Source organism: Salinisphaera dokdonensis CL-ES53, assembly GCF_040361215.1.
GTDB classification, from domain to species: Bacteria; Pseudomonadota; Gammaproteobacteria; order Nevskiales; family Salinisphaeraceae; genus Salinisphaera; species Salinisphaera dokdonensis.
In genome coordinates this window covers 138562-163299 of record NZ_APND01000004.1, presented here as the reverse complement: position 1 = coordinate 163299, position 24738 = coordinate 138562, and the positions used below count along the sequence as shown (strand labels likewise).

Genomic DNA, 24738 nt, shown 5'->3' with positions numbered 1-24738 from the left:
CAAGTGATTTCTAGGCCAAGCATCAGTGCGTATGGTGCGGCTTCTGCTGGCCGTATACCGGGGTCTTCACACCCTCCATCCTCGCCTTCAGCTGCAACGCGAGAAAGTGCGAATAAAACCTTGACTGCGCGAGATTACCGCCATGGAACCACAGCGCGTCCTGTTGCGTCGGCTTCCACATATTGCGCTGCTCACCTTCCCACGGTCCCGGGTCCTTGGGCGTGTCCGAACCCAGGCCCCAGACCTTACCCACTTTGTCTGCGACATCCTGCGATATCAGGTCGGCCGCCCAGCCATTCATAGAGCCGTAGCCAGTCGCATAGATCACGACGTCTGCCTGGACCTCGCGCCCGTCCTCCAGCACCACGCTGTTCTTCGTCAGCCGTGCGACCTGCGAACCGCTCTCGAGCCTGATCGTGCCGTCGATGATCAGCTGCGATGCGCCGACATCGATGTAGTAGCCGGATGCGCGTCGCAGGTACTTCATGAACAACCCCGAGTCGTCCGGGCCGAAGTCGAGCATGAAACCGGCTCGTTCCAGCTGGTCGTAGAAGTCGGCGTCGACCTTCCGGATCTCGTCGAATATCGGCTTCTGGAAATCCGCCATGATCGCGTAGGGAATCGAGGCGAACAGCATGTCGGCCTTCTCGGTCGTGATCCCGTCCGCGAGCGCTTCTTCGGAATAGAGTGGCCCGAGCGCGTACTTCATCAGTGATTCCGAGCGCGAAATATGCGTCGACGAGCGCTGAATCATGGTCACGTCGACGCCCGCCTCGGCAAGTGCGGCGCAAATGTCGTGCGAGGAGTTGTTGGAGCCGATCACGGCAACCTTCTTGCCTTTCATGCCGTCCGGGCCAGGATGTTCGGACGAATGCTGCTGGATGCCCTCGAACACGTCCTGGCCCTCGATGTCGGGCACGTTGGGCTTGGCCGACATGCCGGTGGCCAGCACGAGCTGGCGCGGCTTGAGCGTTATCTCCTTGCCTTCGCGCTCGACCACAACGGTCCAGGTCCCGCTCGCCTCGTCGTAGCTGGCCTTGCGCGCCTCGGTCGAACCCCAGAAGTTCAGCTCCATCACGCGCGCGTACATTTCCAGCCAGTCGCCGATCTTGTCCTTGGGCGCAAAGACCGGCCAGTTACGCGGAAATTTGATATACGGCAGGTGGTCGTACCAGACCGGATCATGCAGGCACAGCGATTTGTAGCGTTTTCGCCACGAGTCCCCGGCCCGCTCGTTCTTCTCGATGATCAGCGCGGGCACGCCGAGCTGGCGTAAACGTGCGCCGAGGGCAATGCCGCCCTGCCCGCCGCCGATGATGAGCACGTACGGCTGGGTGTCCACGCCGAGCGACGCGAGCTCGTGTTCGCGCTCTTCTTTCCACGTGGGCTGGCCCTGTTCGTCGCCGTGCTTGGCGCCGAGCGGGCGCGAATCGCCGAGCGGTTCTTCGTAACCCTTTAGCTCATCCATGGTCGTGAGCAGCGTCCAGATCAGGCCGTCCTTGATACGCACAAAGCCCGAACCACGTGCGACCGCGGTCTCGAACACGATCCAGGCCTCGATGACGCCATCGGTTTCGGTGGCCGTCTCGCGCTCGTCCAGGGCCCAGTCGTGGGGCTGGGCGTTGTCGAGGCAGTTGGAAAGCATGTCCCGGATGCCGCTTTTGCCTTCCACGGTCTTGATGTTCCAGGTGAACGCGACGATGTCGCGCCAGTAGCATTCGACTGCGAACAGCTCGAGCGCGGCCTCGATATCGCCCTGGGTGAGCGCCTCGTCAAGGCGGTTGAGTACGCTATTGGCCTGTGCGGCCGCTGTGGTGTCGAGCATGAAACTCCTCCTTGCTTCTATTTATATGTAGGGGCTGTATCGCCCTCTTCTGCCAGCGATCTTTTGATCAACTACAACGAAAAACCGCCGTCGACTGCAATGGCCTGCCCGGTCACGTGTTCCGCGCCTGCCAGATAGACCGCGAGTTGGCCCATGTCTGCAGGCGTCTGGGCCACGCCTTGCGGCAGCAGCGTCTTCTGGTGGCGTTCCCAGGACTGTTCTTCGGTTTCGCCCGGCTCGCTCCAACGGCCGGAAAGGCCGTCGTCACCGCGCCACATGCCGGTTCCGACAATGCCGGGGCAGATTGCGTTCACGGTAATACCTTCGGCCGCGACTTCCTTGGCGACGGCATTGGTGAAGCCGATCACCGCGAACTTGGACGCGGAATAGTGGGACAGATCGGGAAACCCGACCTTGCCGGCGATCGAGGCGACATTGATGATCCGGCCCGATTGGCGCGGCCGCATGACGGCGATCTCGGCCTGGGAGCAGAGGAATACGCCGCGCGCATTGACGGCCATGATCTGATCCCAGTCGTCGACGCTGATTTCGCCGACGCCCTTGATGCTGATGACACCGGCGTTGTTTACTGCGATATCCATATCGCCGAGCGCGTCCTGTGTCGATGCGACCATGGCTTCGACCGACGCCGGATCTCGTACGTCCACAGTGATGGCCGTGCTGCGACGCCCGGCCTGTTCGACCTTGTCTGCTGTTTCGCGGGCGATGGCGGCGTCCACGTCGGCGACCGCCACATCGGCCCCAGCCTCTGCCAGCGCTAGCGCTATGCCCTGCCCGATTCCACGGCCACCACCGGTGACCAGGGCCACTCTATTCTCGAGTTGCATGTGTTCTCCTCCGGATTATTCGCATCGCCGTCTTTATCGACGGTCTGACGCTGCCAGAGCAAGAGCCGTGCCGCTCTCGCAGCACACTGTTTTAACGAAGTTTTTTGCGCTCCGGGCGCACGACTGTTCGGCCTGCTGCAACAGGTAACGCCACAGGTGTGGCAACAACCGGCTCAGTGTTGCGTGGCGCTCTGCCGAGAGCGTTTCAGGCGTCGGTGGACGGTCGAGCGATCGACGCCAAGACGGCGCGCCAGTGCGGAGACATTGCCGTCGCACTGCTCGAGCTGGCGAAGCAGGTCGGGTTCGGTCGACGCCGGCTGGCGGATCGTATCCGGCAGGTGTCGCTCGCGGATCACGCCGTCGTCGGACAAGGCGGACGCCACTTCGAGCGCATTCTGCATTTCGCGCAGGTTGCCCGGCCATGCGTACGCGCGCAGCAGGCGCCGCGCTCTGATATCGAGACGATAGCTTTCGCCGTAGCGCCGCCCGAGATCGTCGACGAGCCGATCGAGCAGCCCATCGAAATCCTCACGCGCACGCAGCGGTGGCAAGCTCAACGTCGCCGCGTTGAGGCGGTAATACAGATCCTCTCGGAACACGCCATCGGCGACCAGCGTTTTCAGCTCGCGATGAGTGGCAGACACAAGCCGCAGTTCGACCTGTTTCGGCTCCACGCCCCCCACCGGCACGATCTCGTTTTCCGACAGCACGCGCAGGAGCCGCGTCTGCAATGCCAACGGCATGTCGCCGATCTCGTCCAGAAACAATGTGCCACCGGCTGCGGACTCGACCAGCCCCGTCTTGCCCTTGCGCGCGGCACCGGTAAAGGCGTTCGGGACATAGCCAAACAGTTCGGATTCGATCAGGTGTTCGGGGATCGCGGCGCAATTGACCGCCACAAAGCGGCCTCCGTCGTTGCAGCTGTCGTGGATTGCGCGGGCGAGCACTTCTTTTCCACTGCCCGTTTCACCCTGGATAAGAATCGGGATATGGCGCGCCGCGAGCTTCGCCGCCTTGGCCTGAAGCGACTGCATGGTCGTATCGCCGTGGCTCATCGCGTCGAGCGCTTCCTTCTTCGGGACACGTGCGACGGGCACCACGACTCGCTGCGGATCTGCCGGCGACATGGCACTCGCGAACAGCATGGGCTCGCCATTGGCATGCAGCAGCCGCTCACCGGCCGGATGGCCGCGCATGAAATACGGCAACTCGTCGACATCGAGATCGAACAACGTCGAAATAGGCTGGCCAATCAGGGCCTGCGGATTGTTGCCCACGAACCCCAACGATCGTCCCAGTGACTCGAGGCCGCCGAGCGTGAGGCCTGTGATCCGCCCGGCGCCGTCGAGCGATATGGCGGCATCCGGCGCGGTGTCGAGAAAATCCGGCGTGCGCGACAGGCGCAGCACCCATTCGTCGCCGGTGCGGGCGACGAGGTTCGCCATTTCGATCCGGCGTGCCGTCGCCTTGGCAAGATGCAGCGCCAGGCGCTGACTGGTCTTCGCGATCGGCGAACTCAGCTGCGAGATATCGAGCACCGCGGCCAGTTCGCCGCGTGTATCGAAGATCGGCGCAGCGGTGCAGGTCAACGGCGTATGGGTCGGGTCGAAATGGTCGTCCTGATGGATCACCACGGGCTCGCGACTGACCATGCAGGCGCCGACCGCGCAGGTGCCTGCCCGGTTCTCCGACCAGTCCGCGCCGAGATACAGTCCGGCACGCCGGAGTTCGCGATCCAGCCGCGGATTGCCCAGATAGTCCACGGCAACACCGCGGGCATCGGAGAGCAGGAGCACATAGTCGTCAGCGGCAATCTGGTCGAAAAGTGCGGCCAAGCCGGCACGGCTGATACGGATCAGTGACTCGGCCTGTTCCTGATGTTCGCGCAGTGTTGCATCAGGGACGATATAAGCGTCCTGCGCGTTGGCGGGATCGAGCTTGTATTCGTTCATGCAGCGCAGCCAGGACTGCACCACGCACGGGTCGCGGTGGCTTTGCTCGCCGGCCGCTACGCGCTCGATCTCCTTGACGTGCGAATCTATTGAATTCATGCCGCACTCTCCTCCTGATCGGACACTGACACAGCATCTGGGCATGGACAATCACATAAGTCAGGCGCGTGACCGCCCGTGGTCAACCGCTCAATGGTGATCCCGGTTACCGATCGATGCTGGATATAATCCATCTGCCATGTCGTCTTTGGGAAGATCATGAACAACCCCGGTTACCCGCGCCTTTTCGAACCGCTCGATCTGGGCTTCACGCAGCTGAAAAATCGCGTGCTGATGGGGTCCATGCATACCGGCATGGAAGACTTCTTCTGGCATTACGACGAACTCGCCGCCTATTTCGCGGAGCGCGCGGCCGGCGGCGTGGGGCTGATCGTGACCGGCGGTATCGCGCCGAACGTCGCGGGCTGGGTGTCGCCCATGGCCGGGCAGATGTCGCACCGTCTGCACGTGTGGCCGCACCGCAAGATCACCAGGGCCGTGCATGCCGAAGGTGGCAAGATCTGCATGCAGATCCTGCACGCCGGGCGCTATGGCTATCACCCGTTCATCGTTTCCGCGTCTGATCGCAAGTCGCCGATTACGCCTTACAAGCCCAAGCGCCTGACCACTGCCGGCGTCAAAAGCACCATCCGCGACTATATCCGCTGCGCGGAACTCGCCCGCGAGGCCGGTTATGACGGCGTGGAAGTCATGGGCTCGGAAGGCTATCTGATCAACCAGTTTCTCGTGGAACGTGTAAACGACCGTGATGACGAATACGGCGGCAGCGTCGAAAACCGCCAGCGCATCGCGGTCGAGATCGTGGAAGGCATCCGCAAGGCGCTCGGCCCGGATTTCATCCTCATCTATCGCCTGTCCATGCTCGACCTGGTCGAGAACGGCCAGCGCTGGGAAGAGATCGTGCAGCTCGCCAAGGCCGTGGAAGCCGCGGGTGCGACGATCATCAACACCGGCATCGGCTGGCACGAAGCGCGCATTCCCACTATTGTCACCCGCGTGCCACGCGCGGCCTTCGCCTGGGTCACGAAAAAACTCAAGAGCGAAGTCGCCCTGCCCTTGTGCACCACCAATCGCATCAACATGCCGGATGTGGCCGAGTCGCTGCTTGAGGACGGCACCGCCGACATGGTGTCTATGGCGCGCCCGTTCCTGGCCGACCCGGAGTTCATGAACAAGGCCGCGGCAGACCGCGTGGACGAGATCAATACCTGTATCGCCTGCAATCAGGCTTGTCTTGACCACACGTTCCAGTGGAAGCGAGCCAGTTGTCTGGTCAACCCACGCGCCGGCCACGAGACCAAACTCAATTTCCCGGTCGCGAAAAAGCCGCGTGATGTAGCCGTGATCGGCGCAGGCCCCGCGGGGCTGGAGGCCGCTACTCGGCTGGCTGAACGCGGCCACAACGTGGCCCTGTTCGACGGGGCAAGCGAAATCGGCGGCCAATTCAACATGGCCAAGAAGATTCCCGGCAAGGAAGAGTTCTACGAAACATTACGCTACTACGCCCGCAAGCTGGAACTGCTCAAGGTCGACGTCCGTCTCGACACGCTAGTGGACGCCGACGATCTTGTTTCCATGGGCTTCGACGAGATCGTTATCGCCACGGGCGTGAACCCACGCACGCCGGCTATCGAGGGCATCGACCACGCCAGCGTCGCCTCCTACATCGACGTCATTCACGGCCGTGTCGAAGCCGGCCGACGGGTTGCGGTGATCGGTGCTGGCGGCATCGGTTTTGACGTCAGCGAGTTCCTGACACATATCCGTCCGTCGCCGGCCGAAGACAAGCAGAAGTTCTTCGACGAATGGGGCGTCGATCCGACGCTGGCCAACGAATCCGGATTGACCCGGCCAGACCCGGAACCGTCACCGCGCGAGGTCTGGCTGCTCCAGCGCACCGACGCCAAACCCGGCAAGGGCCTGGGCAAGACCAGCGGTTGGGCCCACCGCGCCTCGCTCAAGCATAAAGGCGTACACATGCTCGGCGGCGTTGCCTACGAACGCATCGACGATGCCGGCCTGCATATCCGCATCAATGACGAAGCAAAACTGCTGGATGTCGATACGGTCGTCATCTGCGCCGGCCAGGAAACGCGTCGCGACCTCGCCGATGCGCTGGGCGCGCGCGGGATCAAGACGCACATCATCGGCGGCGCAAATCTGGCGGCGGAACTGGATGCGAAACGGGCGATTCGGGAAGCAGCGGAACTGGCCGCTGGTATCGATTAGCGACTCACGCCTCGCCCAGCTGCGTCACGCCAGTTCCCGCAAAGTACGCAGCGCCAGCGGGTTCGAACGCGACTATCTAATGGCTAGTCCGCTGCCGACCAAAACCGGACGTGACTTCCCGTGCTTAGAGACTGGATGCAGGTCGTCCTAGTGGCCCCAGCGCCGCCCCCTGGGCAGCTCGGACGGCGCTACAGGCGGGAACAACGCATCGTATGCCCACGTAAAGACGAAGGCGTAGCTCAAGTAGAAGGCTGCAAAAGACAGATCCATCAACAACGCCGCTAGCAGAGATACGTTCAGCCAGTAAGCGAAGAGTGGCAGGAGAATGACCAGCAGCGAGGTTTCGAAAAGAATCGCATGCGCCAGCCGGAGCGACACCGTTTTGTTCGGGTTGCCGCGCCATCGGTACATGGCGTGGTCGAAGCCGAGATTGAAAACGTAGTTCCAGACCGTCGCGGCGGTGCCACCGACCAATGCTAAACCCCCTATATCACTGAGGGCGTGATCAAAGATCCACGCGAACAGTGGGGTGACGATCACAAGGCCGATGATCTCGAAGCTAACGGCTTGGCGAACACGATCTGCGGTGCTGCGCATGGGTGGTCTCCGAATTTTCTTCGGGCCGTCCCGCGTGCAGACCGACTGGTCAAGCGAGGTCGTCCTCGCTCACCAACTATATGACCATCGGGCGCTGAATATTCAATGGCGGACCACCTTGCATCCGCTTCGAGTCACTACCTTCCGGTGGCCGACACCGGACCCGCTCAAGCGGTCCGATCGAGCGCATGATTCACAGCTCTTTTGACTTCGGCCCATTCTCCGACCAGCCGGTCACGCAGCAAACGGATACCCGGAACCACACAAGTCTAGAAAATTCTGGATCTAATTGCGTTACGCTGTGGATACGGCCTCGCAAAAATCAATCAAGTCGCGAGGCAATCCCGAATTCGTAAATTTAACGGCGGTTCTCAATGTCCAATTCCGACAACGACGTCCACGCTCTAGACATAAAGTCGGAAGCGTTGGCCACGCTGGAGCCGCTGGCAGCGGAACTGATGGCCCGGCATAAGGAGAATCGCCGGCTGTGGTTCCCCGGCGACTTTCTGCCCGCCAACGAACAAATGACCGATGAACAGGCGCGCGATATGGCCGAGTTGCCGGAGCGCGCCCGCGGTATGCCCGACGCCGTACGCGTGGCGGTGGCGCTCAACCTGCTCACCGAGGAGGGGCTGCCGCATTTCCACCGGCTGCTGGCGGTAACCCTGGGCAGCGACAACGCCTGGGCACGCTGGAACTACATGTGGACCGCAGAGGAAGACCGCCACGGCTGCGCCTTGCATGACTATGTGCGCGACGCCCGCCTGTTCGACATGCGCGCGTTCGAGGTGCTCCAGTACCAGTACGTCGAATCCGGCTTCGACCCGGAATCGAGTGGCGACCCCTACCAGGTGATCGCCTATACCACCCTGCAGGAGCGGGCCACTCAGGCCGCGCACGCCAACACCGCGCGCGTAGCGGGCCGACACGAACCGATCATTCAGCGGCTGCTGGCCCACGTGGCAAGCGACGAGTCGCGGCATTTTCGTTTCTATCGCGACGTGTTTCGCGGCATCCTCGATATCGACTGCACCCGCGCGCTTCAGGCTGCTCTCAAGGTCGTGCCACGGCTGGCCATGCCGGGCCATACGATACCGGGCTACATGGAAATGGCCGAAGTGGTCGGACGCTCCGGGATCTATGGGCCACGCCACTACCGCAAGGTCGTGGCCGAATGCCTCGAGGCCTGGGAAATCAGCCGGCTCACCCCCGATGATGCCGCCGGCCGCAAGGCGCAGGATCGCTTGATGGCCGTTCCGGACCGCCTGGACCGGCTGGCCGACATCCTGGAAAAACGGACCAAGAGCAAAAGCTTTTCGTTCGACTTCATCTATGCGCGGGTCCTGGAACTCAACTGACGCTGATTAAGCATCACGACGGCGGCACGCGCACCGTGGGCCGCCTGTATATCCACGCCTCGTGGCCGTGGGCGGAATGGGTAGACAATCGACCCAAGCACGGGAAGACAGCGTCTCCACTCCGCTCAAATAAGGCCGGTTATCGGCGCGCCCGCCTCGCCTGAACAACCGCAGCGCGCGATGAAACGCAACACGTTGTCGTGTTGCGATTGTAGAAACCCAGACTTTCCCGCTGATCTAACGGCTCCAGCCCTATTCCACCGGGCAATGCGCTCCGGAATGCGCCCACGCCGCGAACAGCTTGCCGAACTGCTCTTGCGTGCCGGGCACCGGCTGGCGATCGCCGCCCGGATGCCAGCCCCAGCCGACCAGGTCGTCTTCGGCCATGTGCTCGATGAGCGCATCCATATCCATACCGCCGTTGCGGTCCTGATCCTTGATCTGGGTGCAGATTTCGGCGAGTGACTTGCCGTACCAGGCCATGGAACGCGGCGCGAGATGCCAGTTCGGATTGCCGGGTACGCCGGCCGGGTCAACATTCTCCGGCTGGTGGCAGGTGCTGCACACCATGCCGGGCGCGCCGTGGTTATCCGGACCACGTACGACTGGCGGTTCGTGCGGGCGCATGTCCATGCCTTGGCGCGGGGTATCCGTTACCGGGTGGCAGTTCACGCAGCGCGGATGCTGGATGACCTTGCCGGCCTCCTTGAACATGGCGCGCGAGCGCTCGGCCTCGTCCTCGATATGCTTGAAGGCTTCCGGACCCTTGAGCTGCTGATCGGACCTGGGCTCGGTGGCGTGGACACTGCCGAACAAGGAAAGCCCGAGCAGAGCGGCGACACTGGCGATGCGGATTGTTTTCACGACGGCCGACATCCTCATGAGATTTTCACGAATGGCAGATCACGCACGGCGTCGCCGGTAAGACGGCGCCATGCATTGGCGAGCGCGGGTGCGATCGGCGGCACCCCGGGCTCGCCCACCCCGGTCGGATCCTTGTCGGATTTGACGATATGGACCTCGACGTCGGGCATCTCGTGGATGCGAAGCGAACGGTAACGGTCGAAATTCGCCTGCGCGACGCGGCCACCCTCTTCCAGGGTGATCTCGTTGTAGAGCGCCGCGCCCAGGCCGAAGCCTATGCCGCCCTCCATCTGCGCGCGGATCACGTTAGGATTCACCGCCACGCCACAATCCACCGCGCACCAAACCTTGTGCACCTTGGGTGTGAGGTCTTCGTTCTGCGATACCTCGACGATCTGCGCCACATAACTGCCGAACGACTTGTGCACGGCTACGCCGCGGGCACGGCCCGACTCCGCCGGCTCCAGGCCGTCCGCGAGTTCGACGACGGCCTTCAACACACCGGCATGGCGCGGATGCTCGCCGAGCATGGCGAGCCGGCCCTCGACCGGGTCCTTGTCGGCCAACTCGAGCAGCTCGTCGATGAAGGTCTCGGTGGAATACGCGGTGTGCGTATGGCCGACCGAGCGCCACCACAGAATCGGCACGCCCGCTTCGCCGTCGTGCAGCGAGACGCGGAAATTGGGGATGCCGTAGGGCAGATCCTCGGCGCCTTCGACCGAGGACGGGTCGATCCCGTCCTTGATCATCGCCGCGAAGGCGCTGCCGCCGAAGATCGACTGACCCACGATGGTCTGGTCCCAGAGCGCGATATTGCCGTCGGCATCCACACCACCCGACAGGCGGTGTACGTTCAGTGGCCGGTACCAGCCGCCCTGGATATCGTCTTCACGCGTCCACACGAGCTTGAGCGGCCGCGACTTGCCGTGCGCCTTCGCTACATGGGCCGCCTCGGCAGCGAACGGACTGCCGGGCTGGGCGCGGCGGCCGAAGCTGCCACCGGCATACATGGTGTGGATCGTCACCTGTGCCGGTTCGAGCCCGAGAATTTTGGCGATCGTGCCCTGATCGCCAGTCTGCAGCTGTGAGCCGAACCAGGTCTCGACCGCGCCGTCTTCAGCGTGGATGACGCAGTCGAGCGTCTCCATCGGTGCGTGGGCGAGATAGGGGAAGGTGTATTCGGCGGTGAGCGTCCTGGCCAGGCCCTCACGGCCCTGTTCGGGCTTGCCGCGGCTTGCTGCGTTCTTGCCGGGTTTCTGCGCGCGGTGGCGATAGTCTTCGGTGATCTCGCGGGTCGAGCGAGTCTCGGCGTTGGTCGTGTCCCAATCCACCTTCAATGCGCGCCGGCCCTGGAGCGCAGACCAGGTGTCCTGCGCATAGACCGCCACGCCCGTCGGAATTTGCTGCACGTCGACGACCCCGGACGTCGCCTTGGCCGCACTCGCGTCGACGGACTTCACCGTCGCGCCGAACTGCGGCGCGTGCGCCACGATGACTGTCAGCATGTCGTCGTGATGCAGGTCCTGGGTGAACAGAGCCTGGCCGTTGGTTTTGATGTTCGTATCCAGCTTCGGCACGTCGGTACCGATGAGCTTGAACTCGCTGGCTTTCTTCAGTGGCAGATCCTCGGGCGGGTCGAACTGTGCCGCGGCCTCGGCGAATTCGCCGAAGGCGCCCGAGTTGCCGCTGCCGGCATGGCTGATCTGGCCCTTATCGACCGTGATCTCGCCAGCGGGAACTCCCCATTGTTCGGCGGCCGCGCGAACCAGCAGTGCGCGTGCCGTCGCACCGGCCTTGCGCATCTGCATGTAGGAGTTGGCGATGGCGGTCGAGCCGCCGGTGCCCTGCATGCCGAAGGCAAAATTCTTGTACAGCTCGGCGTCGGCCGGCGCGCTGGCGGCGCGCATCTGCGACCAGTCGGCGTCCAGTTCTTCGGCCACCAGCGTGGACAGGCCGGTGAACGGGCCCTGGCCGAATTCGATGTGCTTGATCAACACGGTCACGGTGTTGTCGGGCGCGATACGCACGAAGGCATTGGGCGCAAAGCCGGCGGCCTCCGGGCTGACTACCGACGAGTTTATGGCCGTTGTATCCATTGCCGCGGCTCGCCCACGGCCCGGCAGCGCCATCGCGATGACGAGGCCCGCACTGCCCCAGGCAGCGTTGCGCAGGAAGTCGCGACGGCTGAGAGATTTCGGTATCACGCTCATGAGTTACGCCTCCAGCTTGTCGGCGGCGTCACGCACGGCCTGGCGGATGCGTACATAGGTCGCACAACGGCAGATGTTGCCCGCCAGGGCGTTGTCGATATCCGTATCGCTGGGCGCCGGCTTTTCCTTGAGCAAGGCGGTGGCCGTCATCACCTGCCCGGATTGGCAGAAACCGCACTGCGGCACGTCGATCGCGCGCCAGGCGTTCTGGATGGCCTGGAACTCATCGCCGTCCATGCCTTCGATCGTTGTGATTTCGGCGTCGGTGACGAACTTGAGTGACGTGACACAAGAGCGCTTCGGCTGGCCATCAACCATGACCGTGCAGGCGCCGCACTGGGCCACGCCGCAGCCGTATTTGGTGCCGGTAAGCTTGAGCCGATCGCGAATGGCCCAGAGCAGAGGCATGTCTTCCGGCGCGTCGATCTCGTGTGACGACCCATTGACGGTAATCTTCATGTGCCGCGTTCCCCCGTTGCTTGTATGGGCCAAATGTACCGGCTCAGGCTTGGAGCGCAACCCCGGAAATGCAGATATCCGGATGTTGCGAACGGTTGTCATTTGGACAGTCATCTCAACAGTTTGCAGCGCGGACTCGATTACCCTGTTGGTCTGAATCCCGCTTATAAAAACTGTCTGTTGTTCATGCACATCGACCGCCCCATTCCGCCACAACGCGTTCCCGACACCCCGCAGATACGGGCACTGCCCATTGAGGACAACGGCGAAGCGCTCGTACCGGCAAGCCTCGCACCGGACCGGATCCTGGCGCGCCCGCGCTACCACCTGGAAGGCTTGCCGGGAGCGCTGCCCGAGTGCTTCGTGCGGGAAGGCGTACTTAAGCGCCTGCTGGCCGCGGCCGACGCCCTGCCGAAGGGACATCGATTGGTCCTCTTCGACACTTGGCGACCGGTTGGCCTGCAACGCTGGCTGTTCGAACATTTCGTCCACGAGTGCGAGCAGGCACACGGCGAAGATGGTGCCAGGGACGCGGAGTCGTTCGTGTCGCGTCCGATGGCGGACAGCCAGGCCAGCCCGCCCTATCACCTCACTGGTGGCGCCGTGGATCTATCGATCGCGGACGACGAGGGCAGATTGCTGGACATGGGGACCGACTTCGACACGATGACCGACGCCTCGCACACCCGGACATTCGAGGATGCGCAACCAAACGACTCGCGGCGACGGATAGTGCGCGACAACCGGCGCCTGCTCCATCACGTCATGATCGACGCCGGATTCGTGAACCTGCCGAGCGAATGGTGGCATTACGACTACGGCGACCAGCTCTGGGCCTGGACCCGCGGCCAGACCCATGCGATCTACGGCGCTGCGCAGCCGACTTTTCGCTGGGGCGAACTACCCTAGTGAGGCGAACCGTTGGGGTCGGACGTCCGAACCGCTGCGATCCGCCGAAGCAGATCGTAGCAGCGGCGAAGCAGCGAATCATCGGCTCAGTCAGGCGGGTTCAGACGCAGAGCGGCTTTGGGAGTCTAAACGCGTACGAAGCTCGATGGCGTGGATGTAGGCGCCGTGCTCACAGCTTGTTCAGACGGGCCCAGCTGAACCATTGGCGATCGCTAATCGACGTGGGCGGCGATGACATCCACGAAGGCACGCCCGTAGGCATCCCGCTTTTTCTCGCCGATGCCCGGCACGTCGGCGAGCTCGCCTACGGCGGTCGGCCGGCGGGCCAACATCTCGCGCAGGGTCGCGTCGTGGAAGATGACGTAAGGCGGCACGTCCTGTTCCTTCGCGAGACTAAGCCTCAACTCACGCAGGGCTTCCCAGAGCGGCTCGTCCTCGAGCTCTATTGGCGGCAGCTCCTTCTTGAGCCGGCTGCGGCTGCGGCTTCGCTTGCCGCTGCGATCGACGCGCAGCTCCAGCGTCTCCTCGCCCTTGAGCAGATCACGACAATCCGGCCCAAGGCCAAGCCCGCCATACGCCGGATCCACACGGACATGGCCCAGTGCGATCAGCTGGCGTAATACCGAACGCCACTGCTTGGTTTCGATCTCGCCGCCAACGCCGAACGTTGAAAGCTTGTCGTGGCCCAGCTCTTTCGCCCGGTCGCTGGCTGCACCGCGCAGGTGATCGATCACGTAACCGGTGCCAAAACGCTGGCCGGTGCGATAGACGGCCGACAGCGCCATGCGGGCATTGCGCGTGGCGTCGTAGGTTTCCGGCGGGTTCAAGCAGGTGTCGCAATTGCCGCAGGCGGTATCGCACTCTTCGCCGAAATAACCGAGCAGGCTTATGCGTCGGCAGCTGGCCAGTTCGCAGTACGCCAGCATCGAGTCCAGTTTGGTTCGTTCGACGCGCTTACGCTCTTCGGGCGCGTTGCCCTGCTCAATCATGCGCTGGCGCTGCACGACATCATTGAGGCCGTAGAGCATCCACGCAGTAGCCGGCGCGCCGTCACGCCCGGCACGGCCGGTCTCCTGATAGTAGGCTTCCATGCTCGCGGGCAGATCGATATGGGCGACAAAGCGTACATCCGGCTTGTCGATACCCATGCCGAAGGCGACCGTCGCACAGATGATCACGCCCTCTTCGCGTAGAAAGCGCGCCTGGTGGGTCTGGCGCAGGGCCGCCGGCAGGCCCGCGTGGTAGGCCAGCGCGGTCTTGCCGCGCACGTTCAGCCATTCCGCGGTCTCTTCGGTCTTGCGGCGCGATAGGCAGTAGACGATACCGGCGTCGCCGTCGTGCTCGCGGTCGATGAAATCGAGCAGCTGCTGGCGCGCGCTGCCTCGCTCGGCCACCCGGTACTGGATATTGGGCCGGTCGAAGCTGTGCAGATAGACCGCGGCTTGTTCCAGGCGCAGACGCTCAACGATCTCGTCGCGGGTAGGCAAATCGGCCGTGGCCGTAAGCGCCACGCGGGGAATATTCGGGAACCGATCCGCAAGCGCGGCGAGCTGGCGATACTCGGGCCGGAAATCGTGCCCCCACTGGGACACGCAATGGGCCTCGTCGATCGCAAATAACGAGATATGACAGTCGCCGACCAGATCCAGCATGCGCGGCTGCATGAGCCGCTCGGGCGCGACGTAGACCAGGTCGATCGTGCCGGCACGCATGGCCTGTTCGATTTCGACCTGCTTGCCGAATTCCAGCGTGGAATTGAGATAAGCCGCGCGCACGCCGAGCTGTTCGAGCGCAGCCACCTGATCGGACATGAGTGCAATCAGTGGCGACACGATAATCGCCACACCGTCGCGCACCAGCGCTGGGATCTGGTAACAAAGCGACTTGCCGCCGCCGGTAGGCATGAGCACCAGCGCGTCTTCGCCCGCGCACACCGCTTCGATGATCTCGGCCTGACGCCCACGAAAGGCGTCGTAACCGAAAACAGACTGCAGCACCCCCGTGGGGGTCGTGGCGTGACCGCTCACGCTAGCCCAGCAGATCGAGAGCGGCCGGCGCCAGCGGGATCACGTAGAACAGCACCGCAAAGAAGTGGAAGACGCTGCCGCCGATGACAAACAGATGCCAGATCGCATGGTTATAGGGCATCCGGTTCCACACATAGAACAACACGCCAACCGTGTAGGAAATACCACCCGCGAACAGCAACCACACGCCGCCCATGGCGACGTTGTCGATGACGGGCCCGATCACGAGCACCACGGTCCAGCCCATGGCGACATAGAACGCAGTCGAGAGGTATTTCACGTCATTCAGGCGCGTGAGCTTGATCAGCACGCCACCGATCGCCAAGCCCCAGATCAATACGAACAGGCTCCAGCCCCATACGCCGCGCAGATTCACCAGCGTGAACGGCGTATAGGTACCCGCGATCAATACGTAGATCGCGAGATGATCGAAGACCTTGAGCACACTCTTGGCACGCGGGGGCGCTATGGCGTGGTACAGCGTCGACGACAGGTGGCTGAGAATAAGGCTGGTGCCGAAGATGCTCACGCTCACGACATGCCAGACGTCGCCGCGCAGCGCCGCGTACACCACGAGCACCACGAGTCCGCCAATCGACAAGGCGGTCCCGATGCCGGATGTGATCGCATTGGCGATCTCTTCACCCAGGGTATAGCCCGAGCTGTTCACTCGTGGCTTGGTGGTATTGCTGGCGGTCGTGTTCATGCCGCGCATTCTGCCATGCGCCGGCGGCATTTGCCGGTGCAATCGCGACGATAGCGACACGCCCTTCCAGGCCCGGCTGCGGTATTCGCTACGCCGCAGCGGTAGCTTGAAATTTATGCTTCAACGCCCGTCAAGACGCGTCGCGGTGTGCACCAATAAAAACGGGCGCCTCGAGGGCGCCCATCCAATCAACTCCGATTAATGACCGACTATTCGTTGGCGGCGCGTGCCATACGCGGCGCTTCGCGATTGTCGGACACTTCGTCCTTGTAGTAATCCTCGGCCGAGAACGTATCCACCTGGATCGCCTCCATCCGCGCGGCTTCAGCCTTGCGGATCGTCTCGCCCTCGTCTTGAGTAATCACGCCAGCCTCGACGGCAGGCTCGATTGCCTCGACGAGATCGTTCGCCTTGATCTGCTTCTTGTGCAACGCCTTGCGCACCTTGCGGGTCGCGCCCTGCGCTTCACTCACCAGCCGCCATGCGTGTAGCAGACGCCCCATGCCGGGCTCGTCTTCACGCGGCGTACCGAGGCCGCCGGCAACGCGTTCGTACTGCTCGCCCGGCTTCTGGATGCTGGCCGCGACTGCACGGTCCATGCTGTCTTTCGGACCGGTCGAAAGCGGGTTGATACGGAGCCAGAAACGACCCGGATACCGCAGGAACCAGCCGATCACCGGCACATTGAAGTTGGCATAAATGCCTTCGAACGCCAGCTGAATCTGCTGCAGGCTATAGCGAAGCGCCCAGTGCACGAGCGGCAGATCCTCCTTGCGGCGGCCTTCGGCCTCGAAGCGGCGCAGCGTCGTCACGCCGAACAGCATCCACGACAAGGCATCCGAAAAGCGACCCGACAGCTTGCCGCGCTGCTTGAGCTTGCCACCGATCAGGAACATCGCCAGATCGGTCATGAAGGCGAACCGGCTCGCGGCCCAGCCCAGCTTGCGGAAGTATTGCGCGGTCTCGTCCTTGACCGGCGTGCGGACCGTCCAGCCACGGGTCACACCGCGCACGATGCCGCGGAAGAAATTCGTGGTGGAGTGACCCATCCAGCCGAGAATCGCCTTGCGGAACGCGGGCACGTCGTCGGCTTCGATGGCGTTGAGCGTATCCAGCGCATGCGGGTGACAGCGCACGGCGCCCTGGCCGAAGATCATCAGCGTCCGCGTGAGGATGTTCGCGCCCTCTACGGTGATGCTGACCGGCGCGCCGACATAGCCTCCGCCGAGAATATTGTTCGGGCCCTGCATGACGCCGGCGCCCGCCATGACGTCCATGCCATCGGTTACCAGCTGCTGGCCCACTTCGGTGGTCTGCTGCTTGAGGATTGCGGAAATCACCGGCGGATGATTGCCGTTATCGACACCGGCACAGACATAGATGCGCGCGGACTCCATGACATAGGTCAGCGCCGCAATACGGGCAACTCGGGTTTCCACACCTTCCATAAGGCCGACCGGAATACCGAACTGCTCACGCACGATGCTGTACGGGCCGGTCGCCGCTGCACTGATCTTGGCTAGCGCGACGCCGCCGGCAGGCAGCGATACGGCACGGCCGCCGCCGAGCTGTTCCATGAGCATGCGCCAACCCTGGCCGGCGCCGTCGGGGCCGCCCACGATATTGTCGACCGGCACGATAACGTCCTTGCCGTATATGGGGCCGTTATCGAACGGGCCGATCGGCAGATGGTGATCGCCCAGGCCTAGGCCTTCGGTACCCTTCTCGAGCATGACCACGCTAATGCCCGGGAACTCACCCTTGCCCAGAATGTTGTCGGGATCGTGTAGCGAACAGGCCAGGCTCACGATATTCGCAACCGGGGCAAGCGTGATATAGCGCTTGGAGAAATTGAGACGAATCTTCGCTTCGCCGTTCTCGTCCTTGAAGACAACGCCTTCGGCCTTGATCGATGCCGCATCCGAGCCGGCGGTCGGCTCCGTGAGGCCAAAGCAAGGTACGAGCTCGCCCGAGGCAAGACGTGGAAGGTATTTGTCTTTCTGTTCCGGCGTGCCGTATTCAATGAGCAGCTCGGCAGCACCCAGCGTGTTGGGGATGACAACGAGCGTGCCGATCGGCCCCAGACCGGACGTCTTCATCATCACCGCACTGCGACCCAGTACGGAGAAGCCGGAGCCACCGAACTCTTTCGGAATGATCAGTCCGAAAAAGCCCTTGTCGCGCAGGAACTGCCAGACATCTTCGGGAATACGGCGCGTCTCGCGCAGCTGCCAGCTGTCCACCATGTGCACCAGCTCTTCGACCGGCCCGTCGAGAAATGCCTGTTCCTCGGCGGAAAGCCCGGGATAGGCCTCTCCCATGATTTTCTGGAAATCAGGATTACCGCCAAAGAATTCGCCGTCAACCCATACCGAGCCGGCTTCGAGTGCCTGACGTTCGGTGTCGGAGATCTTCGGCAACAGCTTGGCGTCGTTGATCTTTTTTAGAAGCGTGGCAAACATGACGTCTCCGTTGAGTTCCAGCGACCATGCCACCGGAACAACCGGGCGAATCGCGCCGGGACAATTGACTTTCGTTCACTGGAACTATACGCCGGGATAATGCAGCGCACAAAGATAATTGTGATTATTCTCCGAGCGTGCGCGCCCGACGACGCACGGGATTACCCTGTGTGTTTTCAAGTTGCCCACAATTATCTCAAGCAGTTACACAAACTTGGGGCGGCCCGTTCAGGTTGCTAGAGTTATGCCATGCATGCTGTGTAATGGTGATTACTTTGATCGACCGCTATCCGAAGACTACGAGCGAACGCGAGCGCACCCTGGCCCGGCTGGATCCAGCCACCCGCGAGCGAATTGAATTCGCCGCCCTCGACCTGTTTTCGGAACGCGAGTTTCACCGGGTCAAGCTGATAAACATTGCACGCGAGGCACGCATCAGCCTCCAGACGCTTTATAAGTACTACGGCAGCAAGGAAGCCGTGCTTTTCGCGAGTCTGGATACCTGGTTGGGTGAGCTGGCCACCCGCATGATCGACCATCTTCAGGGAATCGAGAACTTCGAAGATCAGCTACGCAAGGTATTCTGGGTTCTGCTCGACTACTTCGAGCGTAACCCCAAGGTCGCGCAGATTATCCTCAGTTCGGTCTATCTGAGCACGTGGCGGGACGATGACACTTTCCGCCAACCGGCATTGATGTCGGTGTTCCTCGGTGTCATTCAGGATGGACGCGAGCGCGGCATCCTGACTCGCGAAGTCGACGAGATCGAGATTTCAGACTTCATCTGGGGCGTCGCCAATCGCATGGTCGCGATGTGGCTGCTGCGGGGGCGCAAGAAACCCTTGGCGGCTAAGGCGCCAGCGCTGTTCAACATGGTCTGGCGAGCAATCGCGAGCGAACAGGTGCTCGCCGAACAGCTGATGGGCCGCTCGATGCAGCAGGAAAGCAGCGCAGCGACCGGCTGAACGTGAGCGCTCGCTAGAGCGTGTGGGTCGCCCGGGGGCTTTCGAGCGCGCCGGCGAGCAACGTTTCCAGACGGCGCTGGGTCGCCCCATTGTCCTGATTCGAAAACTGGATGCCGACCCCGGACGGACGCTGTGCGCCGCCGTTACGCGGCGTCACCCATATCACCTTGCCGGCGACCGGCAGCCGCTCGTTCTGCTCAACCAGATGCATGAGCAGGAAAACGTCGCTGCCCATATCGCAGCGTGCATTGCCGAGCGCCGCCTGCGTGACGAACAGGCCCCCGTTGCTTACAAACGGCATATACGCGAGAAACAGCTCGTCGCGGTCCTTGATATCCAGCCGCACGATGCCGGACTGACTGGCGACGTTGGGTTCGGTCATCATGGCGTTCGCCTGCGTTTGACGCAGCTCTTGAGGCTCAGAAATAACGACTCTACCACCAGCTGCCAATCGGCGTTAGTACGCGCCAGTCGGGCTGTATCGGCCACTCGGGCACACCAGGGCTGGAACACGACCGGATCGAGACGAATGGCGATACGCGCCAGCGATTCGGGCAAATCGCGGCGTTCGGGCGTGGTTTCAGCCGGGTCCATGCCGGTCTCTGCCGCCTCCAGCGCCAAGGCCAGCATGGCGCCGGCACGGCGATAGAGCCAGTCGAGAAACAAGTCCCTCGGCGGCGCCGACAGCCGTTCCGATACATTGGCTGCGTCTTCGCGTCCACGAATCGCATTCGCCAGATCGGCATCCCAGTTCTCGACCAACGCCGGGTAGTCGCGATCGCCACGTTCAACCGCTGCAAACGGCGCACGCAGACTGTCCGCGTCGAGCTGCGACGTATCGATGCCATTTCCATCGAGCCAGCGCTGGGCCGTATCCGGGTCAGGCGGCGGCACGCGCCAGAGTTGGCTGCGACTACGCACCGTCGCCATGAGCGCAGACACACGGTCGGTTACGAGCACAATATGGCAATCGGGCGGCGGCTCCTCCAAGGTCTTGAGCAGACTGTTCGCCGCGCTGGCGGACAAGTCTTCGGCCGGCTCGATCCAACCGATACGTCCGGTCGAGTACTGCGGTGTGAGCTGCAGGCGCTGCGAAAAGCTCCGTACTTGCTCGACCTTGATCAGCTTGCCCCGCTCTTCCGGAACGAGCCGGGAAATATCCGGATGGGTATCGGCGATTCGCTGTCGACAGGTCGGGCATTGGCCGCAGCCGTCGCCGCTGGGCACGCGTTCACGGCAAAGTAGCGCCGCGACGACTCGCGACGCGAAACGGCGCTTTCCGACGCCGGGCGGCCCGCAGACCAGTAGCCCGTGGGCAACGCGGTCGGTCTCGATGGCTTGCGCCATATGCGCCCACAGCGGCTCGTGCCACGGCGGCGACGTGAGTTCAGGCGCGCTTTCGCTCACGGCCAGCTCGCGAGCGCCGATTCGATCTGTTCCCGCACCCGGTCAAGCGGCGCTGCAGCATCGATCACGCGATAACGCTCCGGCGCCGCTTCAGCACGCGCAAGATACGATGCGCGAACGCGCTCATGGAACGCGACGGTCTCGCGATCGAAACGATTGCCGTGACCACGCTTGCCCGCCCGGGAGAGCCCCTGCTCCACCGGGATATCGAACACGAGCACACCGTCCGGCCGGCGCTCGCCTTGAACGAGTCGCTCAAGTGTCGCCACCGCGTCGTCGCCCAGGCCGCGGGCCGCGCCCTGGTAAGCATAGCTCGCATCGGTAAAACGGTCGGTGACCACCCAGGCGCCGCGGGCGAGCGCCGGTTCGATCACCTGCGCCAGATGAGCCGCGCGAGCCGCGAACATCAGAAGCAACTCGCTCATGGCTGGCATGGGGTGATCGTACTCGTTCATGAGTACACCGCGCACCGCCTCGCCCAAGCGCGTCCCGCCGGGCTCGCGTGTGGTCACCACCTTCAGTCCGCGTTCCTTGAGTAGCGCGGCTACGGTATTGATCTGTGTGCTTTTGCCGGCGCCCTCACCGCCTTCGAGCGTGATGAGTCGCCCGGCTTGTATATTCGTTTCGGTCATCAAGACCCACGCTGGTACTTGTCGACGGCCCGGTTATGATCGGCCAGTGAATCGGAGAACACGTGGCTGCCGTCGCCACGCGACACGAAATAAAGCGCGCTGCCGGGCGCCGGATCGAGGGCAGCCTTGATTGCTGCACGCGAAGGCATGGCGATCGGCGTAGGCGGCAGTCCGGCACGCGTATAGGTGTTGTAGGGGGTATCCCGGCGCAAGTCGGAGCGTCGGATATTGCCGTCGTAATTCTCGATCCCGTAGATCACGGTCGGGTCGGTCTGCAGACGCATGCCTTTCTCGAGACGCCGGGTGAACACCCCGGAAATACGGCCACGCTCTGCGGGCACAGCCGTTTCCTTCTCGACGATGGACGCCAGAATCAGCGCCTCGTACGGCGACTCGACAACCGTGCTCTCGGAGCGGTTCTCCCACGCATCGTCGAGAAAGGTTTGCATGGAATCGTAGGCGCGCTTCAGGAAGGCGATATCCGTCATGCCACGGGGGAACAAGTAGGTGTCCGGCATGAAGCGCCCTTCGGGCTGCTCGTCAGGGTGACCGATCGCGGCCATCACCTCAGCCTCGGTCTTGCCAGTGAGCTTTTGCTCGAGCGCGTCGTTGGCCTCGAGCTGCTCACGGATTTCGCTGAAGCGCCGGCCTTCGACCAGCGTGATCCGGTATTGGCGCGTCTTACCCGAGACCAAAAGCTCCAGCAAATGTGCAGGGGTCTGGCGTGCCGGCACGGCGTACTCGCCCGCTTTGATCTGGTTTGCCACACCCTGATAACGCGCATAGAGCGACAGGTAGCGGGCGTCGCGCGGGTTTACGATCACGTTCTCTTCCACCAGCCGATCGGCGATGGATTTGAAACTCATCCCAGACTCCACCGTGACGAGCTGGCCTGATGTGTTATGCAGCGGCGACGTGAAGAATCGCCCCGCGTCCAGACCGAGCGCCACGACAGCGAGCAACCCGACCGCAAGGACTATCCAGATAAAACGCTTGATCACCGGCACCTGCCTGTTTTCTTCCGTGACCGCTCAACGCGGCGTTATGTCGTTACGAATCCAGAATGCTACGCGCCCATTGCGCGGCCTGGTCACTGCCTGCGAGCGCCCGACCGTCGATACGCGCGACCGCCGCGATTCCGGCTACGCTGTTACAGGCCAGAGCGCCCACAAAGCCCTCAAGTTCCTGCGGCGATATATCGCGCTCGAGCAGCTCGACATGGCGCTGCCTCATCGCGCGCATGAGCCGTTGCCGCGTTGCGCCGATGATACCGGCTCGGGTGATCGCGGGGGTATGCCAACAGCCCTGCTCGTCTATGAAAAACAGGTTTCGCATGGTCGTGGCGACCACGAATCCCGTGCTATCGGACATCCATGCATCAGCATGGCCAAGTCGTTCACACTCGCCACGCGCGAGCACCTGTTCCAGCCGGTTGAGATGTTTCACCCCCGCCAGCCGCGGCTGACCCGCCAGCACGATTGACGAACGCCCGAGCTCAAGCGGCTCGGGTACGACGTCGGCGTGGGCCGGCAACGCATGTGCCGCCACGATGCGCCGCACGCTTCCGGTCGGCGGCGTATATCCGCGTCCGCCGCTGCCACGCGTGACCATGATCTTGCACACGCCGTCGTCATCGCGGGTGAACAGGCGCCGCATATCGCTCGTCAGCTGCGCGCCGTCGGGCGTCGGCAGTTCAAGCGCGCCACAATCGAAGCGCAGACGCGCCAGGTGGTCTGGCCAAGCGACCGGGTTGCCGCGCGCGATTCGCACGGTTCGAAAGATGCCGTCGCCATAAGCCAGGCCGCGATCCGTGCTGGGCACCGACGCGACGAATTCGCCGTCGACCAGAACCCTGTCAGCCATAGGCGTGACCTGTCCTATCTATAAAACTTCTCAATACGCCGCGTGCTTTTACGCGCGTTTCCTCAAGTTCCTTATCAGGATTTGAATCCGCGACGATTCCGGCGCCCGTCCTCAGGGTGAGATGCTTGCCGCGCTGGGTCAGCGACCGGATAACGATATTGGTATCGAGGCGTCCGCAGCGGCTTAGATAACCGATGCTCCCGGTATACGGCCCGCGTCCTTCGCCCTCGAGCTCGGCGATGATCTCCATGCAGCGCACTTTCGGACAGCCGGTGATTGTGCCGCCCGGGAAAACTGCCTGCAGTGCCTGACCGGGGCCGACGGCGGCCGCGAGTGCACCACGAATGTTCGAAACGATGTGATGAACGTGCGCATAGGATTCGGCCACCATCAGCTCATCCACGACAATCGAACCGGGACGACAGACCCGACCCAGATCATTGCGCTCGAGATCGATGAGCATCACGTGCTCGGCCCGTTCCTTGGGATGGGTTAGCAGCTCCTGTGTCATGCCGGCATCGGTTCCCGGGGTACGTGCACGCGTGCCGGCAATGGGTCGCGTCTGGGCGACCCCATCGTCGACGAGCATGAGCCGCTCGGGCGAGGAACAGGCCAAAGCTGCGCCTTCCCACTGCACCAGCGCCGAGAACGGTGCCGGATTTGCTCGCCGCAGCGCTGCATACACGTTCGCGGGCGACGCGTCGGCGTGCAGTTCGCCCCGCCACGCGCGCGACAGATTCACCTGAAACACATCACCGGCGTGGATAAGCTCACGGGCGCGCTCGACCGAGGCGGTATAGGCGTCGGGCGGCGACTCGGCCCACTCGGCCACCAACGGATCCGTGCCGATCGCCTCGTCCTGCTTCGCGAAATCCTCCCGCATCTGGGCGAGTTGCTTCTCGCTGTCGCCGGCGCATTCGGCGACAAACAACAGGCGGCGCTCGCGCCGGTCATGGATGATCGCAGCCGGGCAGCGGACGGCGAACGCGTCCGGGAAAGCCGCATCCGGGTCGGGCGCCAGTTGCAGCGTGGGCTCGACGCATCCGGCCATCTCGTAGCCAAGGTAGACGAACCAGCCGCCTACGAAGGGCACGCCCGGGATCGCCTCACGACGCGAATCGCGATCGAGTGCGTCTATCGCATGGAAAAAGTCGGCGCCGTCCTGATCCGCGCGAGCACGAATGACGCGATCGGGATAGGCCAGCAGAATATCGAAGCGGCTCTGCGCGGCCGCGCCGGCACTGCTTTCCAGAAGAAACGGGTAGCGCTCCGGCTCGGCACTCGCCAGCCGGAGCAGATCCGGCGCCTCGGACGCCGGCACTTCGACGATCCGAAGATCGTCGTGCTCGTAGTCGCGCACCGATC

20 protein-coding genes are annotated in these 24738 nt (G+C 63.0%); 4 read left to right on the top strand and 16 right to left on the bottom strand.

The window, feature by feature from the left end:
* Window positions 1–22 precede the first annotated feature (22 nt).
* From SADO_RS13120 to SADO_RS13110, 3 genes are all read right to left on the bottom strand, one after another.
* Window positions 23–1825: an NAD(P)-binding domain-containing protein gene (locus SADO_RS13120; protein ID WP_353112119.1), complete on the bottom strand. Its 1803-nt coding sequence runs from the start codon at window positions 1823–1825 to the stop codon at window positions 23–25.
* A 71-nt stretch (window positions 1826–1896) separates the two neighbouring features.
* Window positions 1897–2673 (bottom strand): SDR family NAD(P)-dependent oxidoreductase, encoded by a 777-nt coding sequence (locus SADO_RS13115; protein WP_353112117.1) that lies wholly within the window; start codon window positions 2671–2673, stop codon window positions 1897–1899.
* A 173-nt stretch (window positions 2674–2846) separates the two neighbouring features.
* The gene (locus SADO_RS13110) at window positions 2847–4724 is read right to left on the bottom strand and encodes a sigma-54-dependent Fis family transcriptional regulator (protein ID WP_353112115.1); all 1878 of its coding nucleotides are present in this window, start codon (window positions 4722–4724) and stop codon (window positions 2847–2849) included.
* 159 nt (window positions 4725–4883) lie between these two features.
* Here SADO_RS13110 and SADO_RS13105 point away from each other — a divergent pair, with 159 nt between their 5' ends.
* Window positions 4884–6914: an oxidoreductase gene (locus tag SADO_RS13105; protein WP_353112113.1), complete on the top strand. Its 2031-nt coding sequence runs from the start codon at window positions 4884–4886 to the stop codon at window positions 6912–6914.
* Between the two features lie 147 nt (window positions 6915–7061).
* Here SADO_RS13105 and SADO_RS13100 read toward each other — a convergent pair whose 3' ends face one another.
* Window positions 7062–7511, bottom strand: a complete 450-nt coding sequence (locus SADO_RS13100; protein ID WP_353112111.1) for a PACE efflux transporter — start codon at window positions 7509–7511, stop codon at window positions 7062–7064.
* A gap of 374 nt (window positions 7512–7885) precedes the next feature.
* Here SADO_RS13100 and SADO_RS13095 point away from each other — a divergent pair, with 374 nt between their 5' ends.
* The gene (locus SADO_RS13095) at window positions 7886–8869 is read left to right on the top strand and encodes an acyl-ACP desaturase (RefSeq protein ID WP_353112109.1); all 984 of its coding nucleotides are present in this window, start codon (window positions 7886–7888) and stop codon (window positions 8867–8869) included.
* A gap of 252 nt (window positions 8870–9121) precedes the next feature.
* Here SADO_RS13095 and SADO_RS13090 read toward each other — a convergent pair whose 3' ends face one another.
* From SADO_RS13090 to SADO_RS13080, 3 genes are read right to left on the bottom strand one after another with little or no spacing between them, the layout of a single operon-like run.
* The gene (locus SADO_RS13090) at window positions 9122–9745 is read right to left on the bottom strand and encodes an Isoquinoline 1-oxidoreductase subunit (RefSeq protein WP_353112679.1); all 624 of its coding nucleotides are present in this window, start codon (window positions 9743–9745) and stop codon (window positions 9122–9124) included.
* Window positions 9746–9747: 2 nt separating this feature from the next.
* The gene (locus tag SADO_RS13085; protein ID WP_353112107.1) at window positions 9748–11943 is read right to left on the bottom strand and encodes a xanthine dehydrogenase family protein molybdopterin-binding subunit; all 2196 of its coding nucleotides are present in this window, start codon (window positions 11941–11943) and stop codon (window positions 9748–9750) included.
* 3 nt (window positions 11944–11946) lie between these two features.
* Complete coding sequence (locus tag SADO_RS13080) at window positions 11947–12402, bottom strand: (2Fe-2S)-binding protein (RefSeq protein ID WP_353112105.1); 456 nt, start codon at window positions 12400–12402, stop codon at window positions 11947–11949.
* 186 nt (window positions 12403–12588) lie between these two features.
* Between SADO_RS13080 and SADO_RS13075 the strand changes: the two genes are divergently transcribed.
* Window positions 12589–13311 carry a M15 family metallopeptidase gene (locus tag SADO_RS13075; protein ID WP_353112103.1) on the top strand — a complete coding sequence of 241 codons (723 nt, stop codon included), beginning with the start codon at window positions 12589–12591 and terminating at the stop codon, window positions 13309–13311.
* 212 nt (window positions 13312–13523) lie between these two features.
* Here SADO_RS13075 and recQ read toward each other — a convergent pair whose 3' ends face one another.
* The 3 genes from recQ to SADO_RS13060 all read right to left on the bottom strand — a co-directional run bounded on the left by recQ (window position 13524) and on the right by SADO_RS13060 (window position 18506).
* Window positions 13524–15308 carry a DNA helicase RecQ gene (recQ, locus tag SADO_RS13070; RefSeq protein WP_353112101.1) on the bottom strand — a complete coding sequence of 595 codons (1785 nt, stop codon included), beginning with the start codon at window positions 15306–15308 and terminating at the stop codon, window positions 13524–13526.
* 31 nt (window positions 15309–15339) lie between these two features.
* Window positions 15340–16053: a PAQR family membrane homeostasis protein TrhA gene (gene trhA, locus SADO_RS13065; RefSeq protein WP_434547911.1), complete on the bottom strand. Its 714-nt coding sequence runs from the start codon at window positions 16051–16053 to the stop codon at window positions 15340–15342.
* A gap of 200 nt (window positions 16054–16253) precedes the next feature.
* The gene (locus SADO_RS13060; RefSeq protein ID WP_353112097.1) at window positions 16254–18506 is read right to left on the bottom strand and encodes an acyl-CoA dehydrogenase; all 2253 of its coding nucleotides are present in this window, start codon (window positions 18504–18506) and stop codon (window positions 16254–16256) included.
* 263 nt (window positions 18507–18769) lie between these two features.
* On the opposite strand from SADO_RS13060, the gene SADO_RS13055 reads away from it, so the two are divergent.
* Complete coding sequence (locus SADO_RS13055; protein ID WP_353112095.1) at window positions 18770–19471, top strand: TetR/AcrR family transcriptional regulator; 702 nt, start codon at window positions 18770–18772, stop codon at window positions 19469–19471.
* Window positions 19472–19484: 13 nt separating this feature from the next.
* Here the strand turns inward: SADO_RS13055 and SADO_RS13050 are convergent, their stop codons facing one another.
* From SADO_RS13050 to SADO_RS13025, 6 genes are all read right to left on the bottom strand, one after another.
* Window positions 19485–19856, bottom strand: coding sequence for a PilZ domain-containing protein (locus SADO_RS13050; protein WP_353112093.1), 372 nt, complete (start codon window positions 19854–19856; stop codon window positions 19485–19487).
* A complete protein-coding gene (locus SADO_RS13045) occupies window positions 19853–20878 on the bottom strand; it encodes a DNA polymerase III subunit (RefSeq protein ID WP_353112091.1) in 1026 nt (341 codons plus the stop codon). Before SADO_RS13045 ends, SADO_RS13050 begins: the two co-directional genes overlap by 4 nt.
* Window positions 20875–21510 carry a dTMP kinase gene (gene tmk / locus SADO_RS13040; protein WP_353112089.1) on the bottom strand — a complete coding sequence of 212 codons (636 nt, stop codon included), beginning with the start codon at window positions 21508–21510 and terminating at the stop codon, window positions 20875–20877. Before tmk ends, SADO_RS13045 begins: the two co-directional genes overlap by 4 nt.
* Window positions 21510–22460 (bottom strand): endolytic transglycosylase MltG, encoded by a 951-nt coding sequence (mltG, locus tag SADO_RS13035; protein WP_353112677.1) that lies wholly within the window; start codon window positions 22458–22460, stop codon window positions 21510–21512. Before mltG ends, tmk begins: the two co-directional genes overlap by 1 nt.
* A gap of 100 nt (window positions 22461–22560) precedes the next feature.
* Entirely contained in the window at window positions 22561–23373 is an 813-nt protein-coding gene (pabC, locus tag SADO_RS13030) for an aminodeoxychorismate lyase (RefSeq protein WP_353112087.1), read from the bottom strand.
* Window positions 23366–24733, bottom strand: a complete 1368-nt coding sequence (locus tag SADO_RS13025; RefSeq protein WP_353112085.1) for an aminodeoxychorismate synthase component I — start codon at window positions 24731–24733, stop codon at window positions 23366–23368. The genes pabC and SADO_RS13025 overlap by 8 nt, the downstream gene beginning before the upstream one ends.
* Window positions 24734–24738 lie beyond the last annotated feature (5 nt).

What these genes read in the sequence shown, in the direction of transcription:
- SADO_RS13060 (WP_353112097.1), bottom strand. Translation starts at nt 18,506, where the DNA reads ATGTTTGCCACGCTTCTAAAAAAGATCAACGACGCCAAGCTGTTGCCG.
- SADO_RS13120 (WP_353112119.1), bottom strand. Translation starts at nt 1,825, where the DNA reads ATGCTCGACACCACAGCGGCCGCACAGGCCAATAGCGTACTCAACCGC.
- SADO_RS13095 (WP_353112109.1), top strand. Translation starts at nt 7,886, where the DNA reads ATGTCCAATTCCGACAACGACGTCCACGCTCTAGACATAAAGTCGGAA.
- SADO_RS13105 (WP_353112113.1), top strand. Translation starts at nt 4,884, where the DNA reads ATGAACAACCCCGGTTACCCGCGCCTTTTCGAACCGCTCGATCTGGGC.
- SADO_RS13115 (WP_353112117.1), bottom strand. Translation starts at nt 2,673, where the DNA reads ATGCAACTCGAGAATAGAGTGGCCCTGGTCACCGGTGGTGGCCGTGGA.
- SADO_RS13085 (WP_353112107.1), bottom strand. Translation starts at nt 11,943, where the DNA reads ATGAGCGTGATACCGAAATCTCTCAGCCGTCGCGACTTCCTGCGCAAC.
- SADO_RS13075 (WP_353112103.1), top strand. Translation starts at nt 12,589, where the DNA reads ATGCACATCGACCGCCCCATTCCGCCACAACGCGTTCCCGACACCCCG.
- SADO_RS13080 (WP_353112105.1), bottom strand. Translation starts at nt 12,402, where the DNA reads ATGAAGATTACCGTCAATGGGTCGTCACACGAGATCGACGCGCCGGAA.
- SADO_RS13090 (WP_353112679.1), bottom strand. Translation starts at nt 9,745, where the DNA reads ATGTCGGCCGTCGTGAAAACAATCCGCATCGCCAGTGTCGCCGCTCTG.
- SADO_RS13055 (WP_353112095.1), top strand. Translation starts at nt 18,770, where the DNA reads ATGGTGATTACTTTGATCGACCGCTATCCGAAGACTACGAGCGAACGC.
- SADO_RS13050 (WP_353112093.1), bottom strand. Translation starts at nt 19,856, where the DNA reads ATGATGACCGAACCCAACGTCGCCAGTCAGTCCGGCATCGTGCGGCTG.
- SADO_RS13100 (WP_353112111.1), bottom strand. Translation starts at nt 7,511, where the DNA reads ATGCGCAGCACCGCAGATCGTGTTCGCCAAGCCGTTAGCTTCGAGATC.
- pabC (WP_353112087.1), bottom strand. Translation starts at nt 23,373, where the DNA reads ATGGCTGACAGGGTTCTGGTCGACGGCGAATTCGTCGCGTCGGTGCCC.
- trhA (WP_434547911.1), bottom strand. Translation starts at nt 16,053, where the DNA reads ATGCGCGGCATGAACACGACCGCCAGCAATACCACCAAGCCACGAGTG.
- SADO_RS13110 (WP_353112115.1), bottom strand. Translation starts at nt 4,724, where the DNA reads ATGAATTCAATAGATTCGCACGTCAAGGAGATCGAGCGCGTAGCGGCC.
- tmk (WP_353112089.1), bottom strand. Translation starts at nt 21,510, where the DNA reads ATGACCGAAACGAATATACAAGCCGGGCGACTCATCACGCTCGAAGGC.